This window comes from Sphingomonas pokkalii (assembly GCF_003096275.1).
In the GTDB taxonomy this organism is placed as follows: domain Bacteria; phylum Pseudomonadota; class Alphaproteobacteria; order Sphingomonadales; family Sphingomonadaceae; genus Sphingomonas; species Sphingomonas pokkalii.
In genome coordinates this window covers 2,260,130-2,275,226 of sequence record NZ_QENQ01000001.1, presented here as the reverse complement: position 1 = coordinate 2,275,226, position 15,097 = coordinate 2,260,130, and the positions used below count along the sequence as shown (strand labels likewise).

Annotated in this window: 16 protein-coding genes and 1 tRNA gene; 9 read left to right on the top strand and 8 right to left on the bottom strand. The window is 67.8% G+C overall.

Translation table 11 applies throughout. The annotated features are described in order from the left end of the window. Nucleotide 1: 1 nt before the first annotated feature. The 3 genes from DD559_RS10245 to DD559_RS10235 all read right to left on the bottom strand — a co-directional run bounded on the left by DD559_RS10245 (nt 2) and on the right by DD559_RS10235 (nt 2,590). A complete protein-coding gene (locus DD559_RS10245) occupies nt 2–397 on the bottom strand; it encodes a response regulator (protein ID WP_116469086.1) in 396 nt (131 codons plus the stop codon). Nucleotides 398–458: 61 nt separating this feature from the next. Beyond that, nucleotides 459–1,079 carry a response regulator transcription factor gene (locus DD559_RS10240; RefSeq protein WP_116469085.1) on the bottom strand — a complete coding sequence of 207 codons (621 nt, stop codon included), beginning with the start codon at nt 1,077–1,079 and terminating at the stop codon, nt 459–461. Further along, entirely contained in the window at nt 1,076–2,590 is a 1,515-nt protein-coding gene (locus tag DD559_RS10235; protein WP_116469084.1) for a PAS domain-containing sensor histidine kinase, read from the bottom strand. The genes DD559_RS10240 and DD559_RS10235 overlap by 4 nt, the downstream gene beginning before the upstream one ends. Nucleotides 2,591–2,926: 336 nt before the next feature. Here DD559_RS10235 and DD559_RS10230 point away from each other — a divergent pair, with 336 nt between their 5' ends. From DD559_RS10230 to DD559_RS10220, 3 genes are all read left to right on the top strand, one after another. Further along, complete coding sequence (locus tag DD559_RS10230) at nt 2,927–3,817, top strand: ROK family protein (protein WP_116469083.1); 891 nt, start codon at nt 2,927–2,929, stop codon at nt 3,815–3,817. Nucleotides 3,818–3,876: 59 nt separating this feature from the next. After that, nucleotides 3,877–3,953: transfer RNA gene (locus DD559_RS10225), tRNA-Pro, on the top strand. A gap of 132 nt (nt 3,954–4,085) precedes the next feature. Continuing rightward, nucleotides 4,086–5,132 carry a M48 family metallopeptidase gene (locus DD559_RS10220; protein ID WP_116469082.1) on the top strand — a complete coding sequence of 349 codons (1,047 nt, stop codon included), beginning with the start codon at nt 4,086–4,088 and terminating at the stop codon, nt 5,130–5,132. A 7-nt stretch (nt 5,133–5,139) separates the two neighbouring features. Here DD559_RS10220 and DD559_RS20290 read toward each other — a convergent pair whose 3' ends face one another. Next, complete coding sequence (locus DD559_RS20290) at nt 5,140–5,271, bottom strand: hypothetical protein (RefSeq protein WP_276308181.1); 132 nt, start codon at nt 5,269–5,271, stop codon at nt 5,140–5,142. Nucleotides 5,272–5,379: 108 nt separating this feature from the next. Here DD559_RS20290 and DD559_RS10210 point away from each other — a divergent pair, with 108 nt between their 5' ends. The 5 genes from DD559_RS10210 to DD559_RS10185 all read left to right on the top strand — a co-directional run bounded on the left by DD559_RS10210 (nt 5,380) and on the right by DD559_RS10185 (nt 8,867). Further along, complete coding sequence (locus DD559_RS10210; protein ID WP_116469080.1) at nt 5,380–6,111, top strand: alpha/beta fold hydrolase; 732 nt, start codon at nt 5,380–5,382, stop codon at nt 6,109–6,111. Continuing rightward, the gene (locus DD559_RS10205) at nt 6,087–6,920 is read left to right on the top strand and encodes a tetratricopeptide repeat protein (protein ID WP_116469079.1); all 834 of its coding nucleotides are present in this window, start codon (nt 6,087–6,089) and stop codon (nt 6,918–6,920) included. Before DD559_RS10210 ends, DD559_RS10205 begins: the two co-directional genes overlap by 25 nt. 68 nt (nt 6,921–6,988) lie before the next feature. Beyond that, nucleotides 6,989–7,423 carry a VOC family protein gene (locus tag DD559_RS10200; RefSeq protein ID WP_116469078.1) on the top strand — a complete coding sequence of 145 codons (435 nt, stop codon included), beginning with the start codon at nt 6,989–6,991 and terminating at the stop codon, nt 7,421–7,423. Between the two features lie 244 nt (nt 7,424–7,667). Next, nucleotides 7,668–8,402 (top strand): hydroxyacylglutathione hydrolase, encoded by a 735-nt coding sequence (gene gloB / locus DD559_RS10190; protein ID WP_116469076.1) that lies wholly within the window; start codon nt 7,668–7,670, stop codon nt 8,400–8,402. Between the two features lie 60 nt (nt 8,403–8,462). After that, the gene (locus tag DD559_RS10185) at nt 8,463–8,867 is read left to right on the top strand and encodes a hypothetical protein (RefSeq protein ID WP_206364488.1); all 405 of its coding nucleotides are present in this window, start codon (nt 8,463–8,465) and stop codon (nt 8,865–8,867) included. Nucleotides 8,868–8,890: 23 nt separating this feature from the next. Here DD559_RS10185 and DD559_RS10180 read toward each other — a convergent pair whose 3' ends face one another. Continuing rightward, nucleotides 8,891–11,008 (bottom strand): S9 family peptidase, encoded by a 2,118-nt coding sequence (locus DD559_RS10180; protein WP_116470844.1) that lies wholly within the window; start codon nt 11,006–11,008, stop codon nt 8,891–8,893. Nucleotides 11,009–11,438: 430 nt separating this feature from the next. Between DD559_RS10180 and DD559_RS10175 the strand changes: the two genes are divergently transcribed. Then, nucleotides 11,439–11,996: a class I SAM-dependent methyltransferase gene (locus DD559_RS10175; protein ID WP_240610208.1), complete on the top strand. Its 558-nt coding sequence runs from the start codon at nt 11,439–11,441 to the stop codon at nt 11,994–11,996. Between the two features lie 47 nt (nt 11,997–12,043). On the opposite strand, the gene hslU is transcribed toward DD559_RS10175, so the two are convergent. From hslU to ypfJ, 3 genes are all read right to left on the bottom strand, one after another. Then, nucleotides 12,044–13,336 carry an ATP-dependent protease ATPase subunit HslU gene (gene hslU / locus DD559_RS10170; RefSeq protein ID WP_116469075.1) on the bottom strand — a complete coding sequence of 431 codons (1,293 nt, stop codon included), beginning with the start codon at nt 13,334–13,336 and terminating at the stop codon, nt 12,044–12,046. Between the two features lie 128 nt (nt 13,337–13,464). Continuing rightward, on the bottom strand, nt 13,465–14,031 hold the full coding sequence (gene hslV, locus DD559_RS10165) for an ATP-dependent protease subunit HslV (RefSeq protein ID WP_116469074.1): 567 nt from the start codon (nt 14,029–14,031) through the stop codon (nt 13,465–13,467). A gap of 89 nt (nt 14,032–14,120) precedes the next feature. Then, entirely contained in the window at nt 14,121–15,017 is an 897-nt protein-coding gene (ypfJ, locus tag DD559_RS10160) for a KPN_02809 family neutral zinc metallopeptidase (RefSeq protein ID WP_116469073.1), read from the bottom strand. Between the last annotated feature and the right edge of the window lie 80 nt (nt 15,018–15,097).

Sequence of the window (15,097 nt, the reverse complement as noted above, 5' to 3'; positions counted from 1 at the left end):
TTCAGGCTGCCGGCATGTTCGGCTGCTGCCGGGACAGCGCCGCCAGCAGATCGTGCGTCCGCAACGGCTTTTCGAGGAATGCGGCATAGCCGCTCTGCCGCGCCGCCTCTGCCAGCCCGGCATGGGGGTAGCCGGTCATCAGCACGGCATGGCCCGACCATCCGGTGGCGCGCATCGCCTGCAGCAGATCGATGCCGTCGCCATCGGGCAGGCGATAATCGGCGAGCAGATAGGCCGCCTCCGGCGCCGCGGGATCGGCCAGCGCAGACGCTGCCGCACGGTGCGAACGGACGCGATAGCCATGGCCATGGAGCAGCAGCTGGGTGGCCCGGCGCACGCCATCATCGTCTTCGACGAGCAATACGCTGGGGCGTTCGGAAGGCGCGATGGCAGACATGGGCTAAGATGCGGCGCTGCCATTGCGCGGCGATCCTGTCGCTACGGAATATCCCTAGGTATCAGATGGACTGATCCAACTTCGCGGCGAAGGCCAGCCGCAGCGCTTCCGAAAGGCTGCGCGCGCCGAGCTTGCTCATCGCATTGGCGCGGTGCACCTCCACCGTGCGGGGCGAGATGCCGAGATCATAGGCGATCGTCTTGTTCGGATGGCCGCGCACCAGCCCGCGCAGCACATCCTGCTCGCGGGGCGAAAGCTGCGCGATCCGGCGTTCCGCATCCTGCTGCGAGGCCACCGCCTCATCGCTGCGGCCGAGCCGTTCGAAACCGCGATCGAGCGCGTCCATCAGCGCCGCGCTGTCGAACGGCTTTTCGAGGAAATCGATCGCGCCGCCCTTCATCGCCGCCACTGCCGTGCCGACATCGCCGTGCCCGGTGAGCACGATCACCGGCAGCGTCACGCCGCGGCTGACCAGCTGGGCCTGCACTTCGATCCCGTCCATTTCGGGCATCCGCACGTCGAGCAGGATGCAGCCGGGCCGGGCATCCGCCACCTGTTCCAGAAAGGCCACGCCCGAAGGATAGGTATCGACCGCATAGCCCGCCGTGCGCAGCATGAAGCTGGTCGAGCGGCGGACCGATTCCTCGTCGTCGACCAGATGGATATGCCTCTGTTCCGTCATGCCTGTTCCTCGTTCGCCGACAGCAGCGTGAAGTTGAAGATGGTGCCGCCCTCCGGCCGGGGCTCTGCCCAGATCCGGCCGCCATGGGCTTCCACGATCGTGCGGCAGATCGACAGGCCCAGGCCCATGCCCTGTTCCTTGGTGCTGCTGAACGCCTGGAACAGCCGGGGCGCCAGTTCGGGCGCGATGCCGGGGCCGGTATCCGCCACCCAGACGCGGACCAGGTTGCGCGGCGCGGCTTCGGAGCCGATCGTCACCTCGCGCACCGGGCTGGCGGCCATCGCCTCGATCGCGTTGCGGATCAGGTTGACCAGCACCTGCTGGATCTGCACCCGATCGCACAGCACGGCGGTGGCGTGGGGATCGAGCGCGTAGAAGGCCCGCACCCCCAGCTCGCGCGATCCGCTGAGCGCCAGGCGGCTTGCCTCGTCGATCAGCCGCGGAAGATCGGCCAGGCCCATGTCCGCCTCGCCGCGCGAGACGAAGGCGCGCAGGCGGCGGACGATGTCGCCGGCGCGCAGCGCTTCCTTCACCGATTCTTCCATCGCCTCGCGGATCATCGCCTGATCCTCGGGATCGCCGCTGTCCTGCTGCATCAGGTTGCTGCCCGCCTGCAGATAATTGGCGATGGCGGTGAGCGGCTGGTTGAGTTCATGCGCCAGCGTGGAGGCCATGGTGCCCATCGCCGACAGGCGCGAGACGTGAATCAGTTCCGACTGCAATTCCTTCAGCCGCAGTTCGGCGCGCTGCTCGTCGGTAAGGTCGCGGATGAAGCCGGTGAAGATGCGATTGCCCTCGCTGCTCGCCTCGCCGACCTGCAGCTCCATCGGGAAATCGGTGCCGTCGCGGCGCTGGCCGACGACGATGCGGCCGATGCCGATCACCCGCCGCTCTCCCGTCGTCATGTAGCGGGCGAGATAGCGGTCGTGCAGCTGCGCGTCGGGGGCGGGCATCAGCATCCGCACGTTGCGGCCGATCACTTCCGCCTCGCGCCAGCCGAACAGCCGCTCCGCCGCCGCACTGAACGACAGGATCAGGCCGTGATCGTCGATCACCACCATCGCCGAGGGCACGGTAGCGAGGATCGAGCGCAGGTGCAGCGCACTGCCCGCCAGCGCGGTTTCCGATGCCTTGCTGTCGGTGATGTCGCGGAACACCTCGGCATAGCCGCGCAGCGTGCCATCGGGATCGACCAGCGCAGTGAGCTCCACTTCGGCGAGATATTCGCTGCCGTCGCGCCGCAGCCGCCAGCCTTCCTCGACCAGCCGGCCGGCGGCGCGGGCGCGGGCGAGATCGCGCGCCGGGCGGCCGGCGGCGACATCGGCGGCGGGATAGTGGAGGCCAAGGCCGGCGCCGTGCAGTTCGGCGGGCGTCCACCCGTCCTGCAGCTCGGCACCGCGGCTCCAGCTCGCGATCCGGCCGTCGGGATCGAGCAGGAACACGCCGCGATCGCTGGCCGCCTCGAACAACAGCGCCATCGCCGTGGGATCATGGCTGGGGCGTTGCGTCATAAACTCCGACGTTTGGCAAAGGGTTGCAGGCATGATGCGCGCTGGCCCGCGATGCCGCAAGCCACGGTTTGACGAAGATCAACGCAATCCTCCGGGGATCGCGCCACGATTCGCGCCTTGCAGATGGAGGCGGATATGCTCGACGTCATCGGTAGCAACTATCTTTACATGGTGTTGGCAGCGATGGGGGTTTTCACCGCCGCGCTCGCCTTTGTGAGCCTGAGCGATTACGTGCATCGCGCGGATCGATAAAGCCGCAAACCAGATGTGGAAACCTTTGCGTCGGCGTGCATCGAGGGGCTTCCCGAAGGCGGCGGAGCGCGCTAGCGCGGCGGCATGACTTCGAACCCGTCGATCGCCGGCCTGGAACTGGGCGGCACCAAGTGCGTCGCCACCCTGGGCAGTGGGCCCCAGGATGTGCGCGAGCGCCACGTGATACCCACCACCGATCCGGTGACAACGCTGGCCGGACTGGAAAAGGTGCTCGATGGCTGGGCCTTTGATGCGATCGGCATCGCCAGCTTCGGGCCGATCGAACTGAACCCGGCGCGGCCCGATTTCGGCGCGATCGTCGCCACCACCAAGCCGGGCTGGAGCGGGACGGACCTGACCAAGCGCCTGGCCGCGCGCTATGCCAAGCCGCTGGCGATCCAGACCGACGTGAACGGCGCGGCGCTGGCGGAGGCGCGCTGGGGCGCCGCGGCGGGGCTTTCGACGCACGCCTATATCACCATCGGCACCGGTGTGGGCGTGGGGCTCGTCGCCAATGGCCGTCCGATCATGGGCTATGCCCATGGCGAGGCGGGGCATATGCGATCGGCCCGTGCGCCGGGCGACAGCTTCGCCGGCTGGTGCCCCTTCCATGGCGACTGCGCCGAGGGCCTGCTTTCCGGCCCGGCGCTGGCGGCGCGATTCGGCCGGCCGGGGCAGGACGTTTCCGACGACGCACCCGAATGGGACTATTTCGCGCATGACCTGGCGGCGCTGCTCCACAATCTGGTGGTGAGCCTGGCGCCCGAGCGGATCGCGATCGGCGGCGGCGTGATGACGCAGCGGCCGGCGCTGTTCCCGCGCGTGCGCGAGAAGCTGGCCGCGATGATCAACGGCTATGGCGCGCTGGCCGGCTATTGCGCCGAGCTGGAGACGCGGGTCGGGCCGCCGGGGCTGGGCGACATGGCCGGGCCGCTGGGCGCGATCGCGATGGGGCTGGAAGCGATCGATCGCTGAAAAGCCGCGCATGGGGGTTGCATCCGGCCCCCAAGCGGCATAGAGGGCGCACCCTCGGTCGGGGCGTAGCGCAGCCTGGTAGCGCATCACACTGGGGGTGTGGGGGTCGCAGGTTCGAATCCTGTCGCCCCGACCAGCCACACCCAAATTCCTCATCGCTTCGTTGGATATGATCGGACGCTCGCTGCCCTGGGGGCGCGGCTTTCGGGCTTTGCGCGGTGCCATGGCGCCAGTCCCTGCTATAAGAGCGGCATGGGGGGACCGACCGGTGGATGTTGAAGTCTGGCATTATGATGGCCGGGGCGGGCAGGGCCGCAGCCCGCGGATGGTGCTCACCGCGGAGGCGGGCGGCTTCGTGCTCGACGGCGACGGCGCCGATCCCGGCCCGTATGTCTTTGCCGATCTGGTGCCGAGGGGGCATGGCCCCCATGATCGCACCTATGGCCTGAAGGGCCGGCCGGGCTGGCGGATCAGCTTCCAGGAATTCCCGCCCTCCGAAATCGCGCTGCAGCTGCCGAAGCCGCCGCGCTACGCCGGCTGGGTCGCCCGCTTCGGGCGCCGGCGGGTGGCGGCCGTGTTCGCGGTGATCGGGGTGCTTTTCGTCGGCCTCACGCTGAAGCTGCCGCCGCTGATCGCGCGGCTGATGCCGCAAGCGATCGAGCAGCGGATGGGCCGGATGATGGTCGACACGCTCGACGACTATACCTGTTCGTCTCCCGCGGGGGACGCGGCGCTACGGGTGCTGGGCGATCGGCTGGGGCAGCAGGGCAAGGTGACGATCCGCATCGTCCGCGCGCCGATGATCAACGCCGCCGCCTTTCCCGGCGGCCAGGTGGTGCTGTTCGACGGCCTGATCCAGAACGCCGAATCACCCGACGAAGTGGCGGGGGTGCTGAGCCACGAACTGGGCCATGTCGCCCATCGCGACGGGATGCAGTGGCTGTTCCGGCAGTTCGGGTTGCGCCTGCTGTTCGGCGGTTTCGATCACAATGTCGCGACCTATACCCATGCCGTGCTCAACGCCCGCTATGCGAACAAGGCGGAGCGGGGTGCCGATGCCTATGCGGTCGGCCATCTCCAGGCGGCGCATATTTCCCCGCGCCCGACCGCGGCGCTGTTCGCAAGGCTGGCCGAGCGCGAACGGCAACCGGGGGCGACGGCGCTGCTGTTCGATTATCTCGGATCGCACCCGATCTCGCCGGCGCGCGAACAATATTTCGCCGATGGCGTTCGGCCGGGTGCGACCTATACGCCCGCGCTCACCCCCGCCCAATGGCAGGCGCTGCGGACCATGTGCGAGGCGGCGGCCCGCTGAGGCCCTGTCAGGCCAGTGCGAGCAGCTTGCCGGCGAGGACCGAAAGGCCGGACACGGCGATCGCCGCGCCAAATGCGAGCTGGCTGCTGGGGACGAACCGGCGGACGGGGAGGGCGATGGCTTTTTCTACCTGTTTCATGCCGTGCAAGATGGGCGTTCCGATCGCGTCTGTCTCGCGGGAAATCTGGATGGCTGTAATCGCCTGCATCGCTGGAACCCGGCGCGTCGAGCGGCTACACCGCGCGACATGACCGCGCCCGCCCTTGCCTATCGCCACAGCCCCGGCACCGCGCCGACGATCGTCTTTCTGCCGGGCTATCGTTCCGACATGCAGGGATCGAAGGTGCTGGCGCTCGAAGCCTGGGCGCAGGCGCGCGGCCAGGCATTTCTGCGGTTCGATTATGCCGGGTGCGGCGAAAGCCCCGGTGCGTTCGAGGACCAGACGCTGGCCAGCTGGCGCGACGATGCGCTGGCGATGATCGATTCGGTGGCCGAAGGGCCGGTGGTGCTGGTGGGATCGTCGATGGGCGGCTGGATCATGTTGCTCGCAGCGCTGGCGCGGCCGGAACGGGTGATCGGCATGGTCGGCATCGCCGCCGCGCCCGACTTCACCGACTGGGGCTTCACCGATGCGGAGAAGCGGCACATGCAGGCGGAAGGCCGGCTGGAACAGCCGAGCGACTATTCGGACGCGCCGATGGTTACCACCCATGCCTTCTGGCGTTCGGGCGAGGCCAACCGGGTGCTGGACGCGCCGATCGCGTTCGACGGCCCGGTGCGGTTGCTCCATGGCCAGCGTGACGCCGAGGTGCCGTGGAACCTGGCCCTGCGCATCGCCGAGACGATCCGTTCAGACAAGGTGCAGGCCTGGATCGTCAAGGACGGCGATCACCGCCTGTCGCGCGATGCCGATATCCGCCTGCTGCTCCGCGCCACCGAGGAAGTTCTGATCGAATGCTGCTCCCCCTCCTCCTGCTGATCGCCCAGGACCGCACCGCCGTCGCGCCCAAGGCAGGCCCGGTGCTGCGCGACGCCGAGCGCGCCCGCGCCGCGGCCGCCAAGGCCGCCGCGGCGGCAGCACCGCCCCCCGGCGAGCCGCCGCGCTTCACCAAATGCATGGATCTCGCCACCGGCGACCCCGCCGCGGCGATCGACGAGGCGGTGAAATGGGGCACCGACAAGGGCGGCATGTTCGCCCGCCAGTGCCTCGCCGTCGCCTATACCAACCAGGGCCGCTGGGACTCCGCCGCGGCCGCGTTCGAGGAAGCGGCGGGCGAGGCGGAGACGGCAAAGGACGGTCCCCGCGCCGCCACCTACTGGACCCAGGCGGGCAATGCCTGGCTCGCCGCCAAGAAGCCGCCCAAGGCGCGCGCCGCGATCAACGCCGCGCTGGCGAGCGGACAGCTGAAGGGACTGGCGCTGGGCGAGGCCTATCTCGATCGCGCCCGCGCCGCCGTCGCTTCGGGCGAAAATGCCGGTGCGCGTGCCGATATCGATGTCGCGCTCGCCAAGGCCGGCGACGATCCGCTCGCCTGGCTGCTTTCCGCCACGCTCGCCCGGCGGATGCACGATCTGCCCCGCGCGCAGAAGGACATTGCGGAGGCGGTGCAGCGCGCCGGCGACGATGTTTCGGTACAGCTGGAGGCCGGCAACATCGCGGCGGCGGCGGGCGACGAAGCCGCGGCACGGGCGGCCTGGACCAAGGTCGTCACCGCCGCGCCGGGCAGCCCGCAGGCCGCCGCCGCCCGCGCCGCGCTGGCGCAGTTCGATCCGGCGCCTGCCCAATAGCCGGGGCTGGCGGCCGCCGGGGGCGCTCCCTATCTGGCTGGAACGGCCAAATCGAGGGAGCCCCCAGCGTGAAGTTTCTGCATACGATGATCCGCGTGACCGATCCCGATGCGTCGATCGCCTTTTTCGAACTGCTCGGGCTGAAGGAAACGCATCGCATCACCAGCGAGAAGGGCCGTTTCACGCTGATCTACCTGGCGAGCGAGGCCGATATCGATCCGGCCACCGGCCGCGGCCGTGCCGAGGTCGAACTTACCCATAACTGGGACCCCGAAACCTATGGCGGCGGCCGCAATTTCGGGCATCTGGCGTTCCAGGTGGAGAATATCTACGAGACCTGCCAGCGGCTGATGGATGCCGGCGTGACGATCAACCGCCCGCCGCGTGACGGCCATATGGCGTTCGTCCGCACCCCCGACGCGATCTCGATCGAACTGCTCCAGGACGGCCATCTGCCGCCGCAGGAGCCCTGGGCATCGATGCCGAACACCGGCGAATGGTGATGTCGGCGCCCCGGTTCTTCGCCGAACGCGGGGCGACCGCACCGATCGTTGTGCCCCGGCGCGTCACCCCGGCGAAAGCCGGGGCCCATGGGGCCCGCGGTTGGCGCCTGCTGAGACCGCGCGGCGAATGCATCCCGGCTTTGGTGGGGATGGCGGCGGCGAGGCAGGATCAGGCTATATCAACGCAACTTGGCATTATCCGCCGCCTGTCCGCCGAAACCGCCGCGCTGCTCCAGGAACCGTCATGACCGACCTCATCATTCTTCGCATTCCCGCGCTCAGCGACAATTATATCTGGCTGGTCCATGATCCCGCCTCGGCGGAAACGATCGTGATCGATCCGGCGCAGGCCGATCCGGTGCTGGCGGCGCTGGCCGAGCGGGGCTGGGCGCTGACCGCGATCTGGAACACGCATTGGCATCCCGATCACACCGGCGGCAATGCGGGCCTCAAGGCGGCGACCGGCTGCACCGTGATCGCGCCTGCCGCCGAAGCCGCGAAGATCCCTACCGCCGATCGGCTGGTCGGCGAGGGGGACCAGGTTGCGCTGGGTGCGCACCGCGCGGTGGTGCTGGAAGTGCCTGCGCATACCGCCGGCCATATCGCCTATCATCTTGCCGAGGACGCGGTGGTGTTCGTCGGCGATACGCTGTTCGCGATGGGGTGCGGGCGGCTGTTCGAAGGCACGGCCGAGCAGATGTTCGCCAATATGCAGCGCCTCGCCGCGTTGCCGGGCGAGACCCGGGTCTATTGCGCGCACGAATATACGCTGTCGAACGGCCGCTATGCGCTGGTCGCGGAGCCGGACAATGCCGCGATCGCCACCCGCATGGTGGAAGTGGCGCGGCTGCGTGCGGAGGGCGAGGCGACGCTGCCGACCACCATTGCGGCCGAACGTGCAACCAACCCCTTTCTCCGCGCGCCGAACGCGCGCATCCTTGCCGAACGCCGGACGGCCAAGGACAGTTTTGCCGGCTGAGTCGGCGCAGGGCAATCACGGCGGGTCAACATCCTGTTATCTCGCTCCAGGAGAGGTACGATGCGTTTCGCGATCATGATCGGGGCCGCCGCGTTGGCCGGCTGTGCGCAGAATGCCGACTATCAGGCGCAGCGTGATGCGCAGGCCCGGCGCGAGCTGGCCAGCGCGCTGGGCGACCGGGTGGCAGGCAAGCCGCAGGACTGCATCTCGCCGGGGATGACCGACGGCCCGCAGATCATCGACACCCGCACGCTGGTCTATCGCCAGGGCGGACGGCTGTATCGCAACGATCTGGTCGCGGAATGCCCGTCGCTGGCGCCGCTGACCACGGTGATCGTGGAAATGCGCGGCAACCAGCTGTGCCGCAACGATCAGTTCCGGGTGCTGACGCCCGGCAACAGCATTCCCAGCCAGTTCTGCCGGCTCGGCAAGTTCATCCCCTATACGCGGTCGACAGGCGGCTGACGCAGCCGCCCGTCGATCCGGCCTCACTGCACCTTCAGCTGGTCCAGTGCGAAGGCCATCCATTCGGCATTCTGGTGATAGCGCTCGAAGCGGCCGGACTTGCCGCCATGGCCTGCTTCCATGTTGACGCGGAAGACCAGCGGATTCTGGTCGGTCTTGGTCGCGCGCAGCTTGGCCACCCATTTGGTCGGCTCGTAATATTGCACCTGGCTGTCCCATAGCCCGGTGCCGACATAGAGCGCGGGATAGGCCTGCGCCGCCACATTGTCGTAGGGCGAATAGCTCAGCATATAGTCGTAATAGCGCTTCTCGGCCGGGTTGCCCCATTCGTCGAACTCGCCGGTTGTCAGCGGGATCGAGGTGTCGAGCATCGTCGTCACCACGTCGACGAACGGCACCTGGGCGATGATCACGCGATAGTCCTGCGGTGCCATGTTGGCGACCGCGCCCATCAGCAGGCCGCCCGCGCTGCCGCCCATCGCTGCCACCCGGCCCTTGGCGGCATAGCCCTGGTCGACCAGGAAGCGCGTCACATCGATGAAATCGGTGAAGCTGTTCTTTTTGTGGAAGATCTTGCCATCGTCATACCAATGGCGGCCCATTTCCTGGCCGCCGCGGATATGCGCGATGGCATAGACCATGCCGCGATCGAGCAGGCTGGGCAGTATCGGATTGAAGCTGGGGTCGGTGGAATTGCCGTAGCTGCCATAGGCATATTGGAACAGCGCGGCGGTGCCGTCCTTCCTGAAGCCCTTGGCGTAGACCAAGCTCACCGGCACCTTGGTGCCGTCGCGCGCGGTCGCCCAGACGCGCTCGGTGACGTACTTGTTGGGGTCATAGCCCGGCACCGGCTGCACCTTCAGCACGGTGCGCTTGCCGGTGGCGGCATCGACCTCATAGGTGGTGGTCGGCGTGACCAGCGAGCCATAGGTGTAGCGCAGCACCGGGCTGGCGGGATCCTCGTTGGTGCCGAGGTCCATCACATAGGCCGGCTCGTCCGCGCTGACGAAGCTGCTCTTGCCGGCAGGCGTCAGCATCCGCAGCCGCTTGTTGCCGCCCGAGCGCTCCTCGATGGCGAGGAAGCGATCGAAGGGCTGGAAATTCTCGATGAACACCGTGTCGCTGGTCGGCACCAGATCGCGCCAGGCCGCGCGCCCCGCCGCGGCCTTGGCGTCCGGCACCACCATGATCCGATAGTTCGGCGCCTGGTAGTTGGTGCGGACGATCCAGCGCCCGCCGAGGTGATCGGCGTTGTAGAGGAAGTCCCGTTCGCGCGGCGCGACGGGTGTGAACTTCACCGGGTTGGCGGCGGGGGCGCAGCGCTGCTCGTCGCTCACCGTCGAATGGAGGTTGATGCAGATATAGCGCTCGTCGGTGGTCGCGCCGATGCCCATGTAGAAGGTGTCGTCCTTCTCGGTATAGACCAGCCGGTCGGCCGAGGCCGGGGTGCCCAGCACATGCGCCTTCACGCGGTTGCCGAGCAGCGTCACCGGATCCTTCTCGACATAGAAGATCGTCTTGCCGTCGGCGGACCAGACGAGGTCGGGCTCGATATTGGGCACCGTGTCGGCGAGCAGCGTGCCGGTCGCGATGTCCTTCACCTTCAGCACATATTGGCGGCGGCCGACCGTGTCTTCGGCCCAGGCGACGCGGCTATTGTCCGGGCTTACCCGCCAGTGGCCGATCTGGAAGAAGCTCTTGCCCTTGGCCATGGCGGGCTGATCGAACAGCACCTGCTCGGGCGCCGTCATGCTGCCCTTGCGGCGCGCGACCACGGCATAGTCGGCGCCGGTATCGAAGCGGGTGTAATAGACATAGCCGTGCTTGGCGTAGGGGACGCTCGCGTCGTCCTGTTTGATATGGCCGATGATCTCGCGGTACAGCGTGTCCGCCATCGGCTTTTCGCCCGCCAGCACCGCATCGGCATAGGCGTTCTCGGCGGCGAGATAGGCGAGCATTTCCGGGTTCTTCCGCGTATCGTCGCGCAGCCAGTAATAGGGATCCTCGCGGGTGGCGCCGAAGGGGGCCTTCACGGTGTAGGGCTTCTTCGCGGCGACGGGCGGCACGGGCGCGGCGGTCTGGGCGAGCAGCGGCGCGGCGGCGGCACCGGCCAGCAGCGCGGCGATGGCGAGTTTGTTCATGGGGTCCCCCGGGATCGAGTCGATCGCGGGAACCTGCCAGATCAAAGGCAAGGTTGCGAGAGTGCGCCGGTTCCAAAAGTGCACCCTCGGGGGGAGGGGGCGGGGGTAGCCATTCGAGACCAGATGCTGCCTGGGGGGAGACGCCGGCCGACCCGGTATCAGGTGGGCGCCGCCGCCGATCGTCGCTTGTTTTAGCGGTGACGCAACGATAGGCCCCGGGGCGAGATAATAGTGGGGAACCTGCGTGTTGAACTGGATAGCTTCATTTCGACCTCGGGGAGGACTGTATTACGATTCTGCCAAGGCATATGGGAAAGCCCTGCAAAATCGACTGCGGGAGCATCCGCACAACAGGCCGCTTGCATTCGCCCAGGCCATCGGTGCCGAAACGATTGAACTGTTCGCCGAGCAGGGCGATGGCCATGTCGCCGTGCTTCGCCACCACGGGCTCGTCGACGCGATGGCAATCTATGATCTCGGCTGCGGAAGTGGGCGCACCGCGCAGGCCCTGCAACGCGCCGGCTGGCAAGGCAGCTATGTCGGCGCGGACATTGTGCCGGGCCTCGTCCAGGAAATGCGCCGCTCCTGCCCCGGCTATGTCGGCAAGGTGCATCTCGATCCCTCGATCGACGCCGCCGACGCTTCGCTCGATATGGTCTTCCACTGGTCTGTGTTCACCCATATCTCGGTCGAGGAATGCTTCCTCTACATGCAGGACACGTTCCGCGCGCTGAAGCCGGGCGGCAAGCTGATCTTCTCGTTCCTCGAAATCGGCCATGTGCCCCATGAGCAGGTGTTCGACAGCCGCGTCGCGCGGCGGGCCCGGGGCAAGCAGCTCGCGCTGCTCGATACCTTCCTCCACCCCGACTGGATCCGGCATTGGGCCGCGCGCATCGGCTTTGAGCCGCCGGCATTCACCAGCGGCAACGACGGTACGCACCATCCGCCCTTCTGGCAGAGCCTCGTCGCGATGCGGAAGCCGCTCTGACGCATGGACCGGGATGCGCCGCAGGGCGCGTCCCGGTCCGTTGGCATCTACAGCACGTAGCGGCTCAGATCGGTGTTCCGCGCCACGCTGGCCAGTTGCTTGTCGACATAGGCCGCGTCGATCACCACCGCGCTCCCCGAGCGGTCCTCGGCCTCGAAGCTGACTTCCTCCAGCAGCTTCTCCATCACCGTCTGCAGGCGGCGGGCACCGATATTCTCCACCTCGGCATTCACCTCGGCGGCAATCTTCGCCACTGCGCGGATGCCGTCCTCGGTGAAGTCGATCGAGACGCCCTCGGTGCCGAGCAAAGCGGCATATTGCCGCACCAGGCTCGCCTTGGTGTCCGAAAGGATCGCGACGAAATCCTCTTCGGTCAGCGCCTTCAGCTCCACCCGGATCGGCAGGCGGCCCTGCAGCTCGGGCAGCAGGTCGCTGGGCTTGGCGACATGGAAGGCGCCGCTCGCGATGAACAGGATGTGGTCCGTCTTCATCGGGCCGTATTTGGTGGCGACGGTGGTGCCCTCGATCAGCGGCAGCAGGTCGCGCTGGACGCCCTCGCGGCTCACCGATCCGCCGCGCACGTCGGAGACCGCGATCTTGTCGATCTCGTCGAGGAAGACGATCCCGTTCGCTTCCGCATCGGCAAGGGCCACCCGGCTCACCTCGTCCTGGTCCAGCCGCTTGTCGGCCTCTTCCTCGACCAGCTTTTCCCAGGCGGAGCGGACGTTGAGCTTGCGGCGCTTGAGCGGCGTGCCGGTCAGGCCCTTCATCATTTCCGACAGGTTGATCATCTGCGGCGCACCGCCGGGGATGTCGAACGGCATCTGCGGCGCCTGCTCGACCTCGATCTCGATTTCGGTGTTGTCGAGCAGGCCTTCGTTGAAGCGCTGCTTGAACGCCTCGCGCGTCGCGGTGCTGGCATCCTTGCCGGTCAGCGCGTCGAGCAGGCGGCCCATCGCGGCCTCTTCGGCCTTGTCCTTCACCGCCGAGCGGCGGCGCTCCTTCTCGAGCCGGATCGCTTCCTCGACCAGGTCGCGGGCGATCTGCTCGACGTCGCGGCCGACATAGCCGACCTCGGTGAACTTGGTCGCTTCCACCTTCACGAAGGGCGCGTCGGCCAGCTTGGCGAGACGGCGGCTGATCTCGGTCTTGCCGCAGCCGGTGGGCCCGATCATCAGGATGTTCTTCGGCGTCACCTCGTCGCGCAGGTCGGCGGCGAGTTGCTGCCGGCGCCAGCGGTTGCGCAGCGCGACGGCGACCGCCTTCTTGGCGTCCTTCTGGCCAATGATGTGCGCGTCCAGCGCGGCAACTATCGTCTTGGGGGTGAGGTTCTGGTTCATGTTCTACTCGTTCCCCTCCCGCTTGCGGGAGGGGCTAGGGGTGGGCGCCCGCCATCCGCGAGCGATGTCTTTGGAGGCGAGCGAGCGCCCACCCCCGCCCCCTCCCGCGCGCGGGAGGGGAGAAGAAGTCAGCCTGCGCTTTCCAGCGTCTCCACGGTCAGCCGGTCGTTGGTGTAGACGCACAGCTCGCCGGCGATCGCCATCGCCTTGCGCGCGACCACTTCGGCATCCGGCTCGTACTCGATCAGCGCGCGCGCTGCGGACAGCGCGAAATTGCCGCCAGAGCCGATCGCCGCGACGGTGCCGTGTTCATGCGCCTCGGGCTCGAGCACGTCGCCATTGCCGGTGATCACCAGCGTCACGTCCTTGTCGGCGACGAGCAGCATCGCTTCCAGGTTGCGGAGATATTTGTCGGTCCGCCAGTCCTTGGCGAGTTCCACCGCCGCGCGCAGCAGCTGGCCGTGGTGGCGCTCCAGCTTGGCTTCCAGCCGCTCGAACAGGGTGAAGGCGTCCGCCGTGGCGCCGGCGAAGCCCGCGATCACCTTGCCATCGCCGAGCGGGCGGACCTTGCGGGCGTTGGGCTTCATCACGGTGTTGCCGGCCGAAACCTGGCCGTCGCCCGCAATCACCACCTTGCCGGATTTGCGCACGGAGAGGATCGTCGTGCCGTGCCACGCAGCGTTCTTGTCGTTCATGGACCCGCATATGGGTGGCCTGCGCGAACGTGCAAAGGGGGCATTCCCCTAAGGCCGGGCGCGCCGGCCGGAACCGGCGCGCGTGCGGTTCATATCCCCGCGCTGAACGTGTCGCACTGGCGGGGATCGCCGGTTTCCAGCCCGCGCTTCAGCCACGCCATGCGCTGCGCCGAGGTGCCATGGGTGAAGCTGTCCGGCACCACGCTCCCCTGGGCTTCTTTCTGGAGCGTATCGTCGCCGATCGCGTTGGCGGCGGTCATGCCTTCCTCGATGTCGCCGGGTTCCAGCCGGTCGCGGTTGCGCGCGGCCCAGACGCCGGCATAGCAATCGGCCTGCAGTTCCAGCCTGACCGACAGGCGGTTTCCCTCGGTCCTGGAGCTTTGCGCCTGTGCCTGCGACACTTCGCGCGAGGTGCCGAGCAGATCCTGGATGTGGTGGCCCATTTCATGGGCGATCACATAATCGCGGGCGAAGTCGCCCTTCGCGCCGAAGCGGTTCTGCAACTCGTCGAAGAAGCTGGTGTCGATATACACGCCGTTGTCGCTGGGGCAGTAAAAGGGGCCGACGGCCGAACTCGCCGCGCCGCAGCCGGTACGCGTACCGCCCGAGAAGAAGTTGATGGTGGCCGGTTTATAGTCGCTCCGGCCCATTTCCTGGAAGATCTTCGCCCAGGTCAGGTCGGTGCTGCGCATCACTCGGCACGCCTCCAGCCGGCGTTCGTTGACGCGGCAGACCTGCTGGCCGGACTGGCCTGCCGTCGGCGATTGGCCGGCGGTGCCGCCGCCGCCGCTCTTCCCCAGCATCCCGCCGCCGCCGCCCAGGCCGAACATCACCAGCGCGATGATGCCGATCAGGACGATGCCGCCACAGCCCATGCCGCGCCCGAGGAACAGCGGCAGCAGACCCAGGAGCGGAAAGCCGCCCCCGCCGCCGCCCGAACCGAGATCGCGGGCATTGTCGGTAGGATCGAGATCGTCGAGCCGCATGGGGCCTCCCCTTTGTTCGTTCGGCGTTACAATGCGCCAATCCGGCGTGCGTTGCACCGTCTGCACGCGCGGCATTCAAG

Coding starts and splice junctions, on each gene's coding strand:
- DD559_RS10245 (WP_116469086.1), bottom strand. CDS start 397: ATGTCTGCCATCGCGCCTTCCGAACGCCCCAGCGTATTGCTCGTCGAA.
- DD559_RS10235 (WP_116469084.1), bottom strand. CDS start 2,590: ATGACGCAACGCCCCAGCCATGATCCCACGGCGATGGCGCTGTTGTTC.
- gloB (WP_116469076.1), top strand. CDS start 7,668: ATGACCGACCTCATCATTCTTCGCATTCCCGCGCTCAGCGACAATTAT.
- DD559_RS10210 (WP_116469080.1), top strand. CDS start 5,380: ATGACCGCGCCCGCCCTTGCCTATCGCCACAGCCCCGGCACCGCGCCG.
- DD559_RS10205 (WP_116469079.1), top strand. CDS start 6,087: ATGCTGCTCCCCCTCCTCCTGCTGATCGCCCAGGACCGCACCGCCGTC.
- DD559_RS10240 (WP_116469085.1), bottom strand. CDS start 1,079: ATGACGGAACAGAGGCATATCCATCTGGTCGACGACGAGGAATCGGTC.
- DD559_RS10185 (WP_206364488.1), top strand. CDS start 8,463: ATGCGTTTCGCGATCATGATCGGGGCCGCCGCGTTGGCCGGCTGTGCG.
- hslU (WP_116469075.1), bottom strand. CDS start 13,336: ATGAACCAGAACCTCACCCCCAAGACGATAGTTGCCGCGCTGGACGCG.
- DD559_RS20290 (WP_276308181.1), bottom strand. CDS start 5,271: ATGAAACAGGTAGAAAAAGCCATCGCCCTCCCCGTCCGCCGGTTCGTC.
- DD559_RS10180 (WP_116470844.1), bottom strand. CDS start 11,008: ATGAACAAACTCGCCATCGCCGCGCTGCTGGCCGGTGCCGCCGCCGCG.
- hslV (WP_116469074.1), bottom strand. CDS start 14,031: ATGAACGACAAGAACGCTGCGTGGCACGGCACGACGATCCTCTCCGTG.
- ypfJ (WP_116469073.1), bottom strand. CDS start 15,017: ATGCGGCTCGACGATCTCGATCCTACCGACAATGCCCGCGATCTCGGT.
- DD559_RS10230 (WP_116469083.1), top strand. CDS start 2,927: ATGACTTCGAACCCGTCGATCGCCGGCCTGGAACTGGGCGGCACCAAG.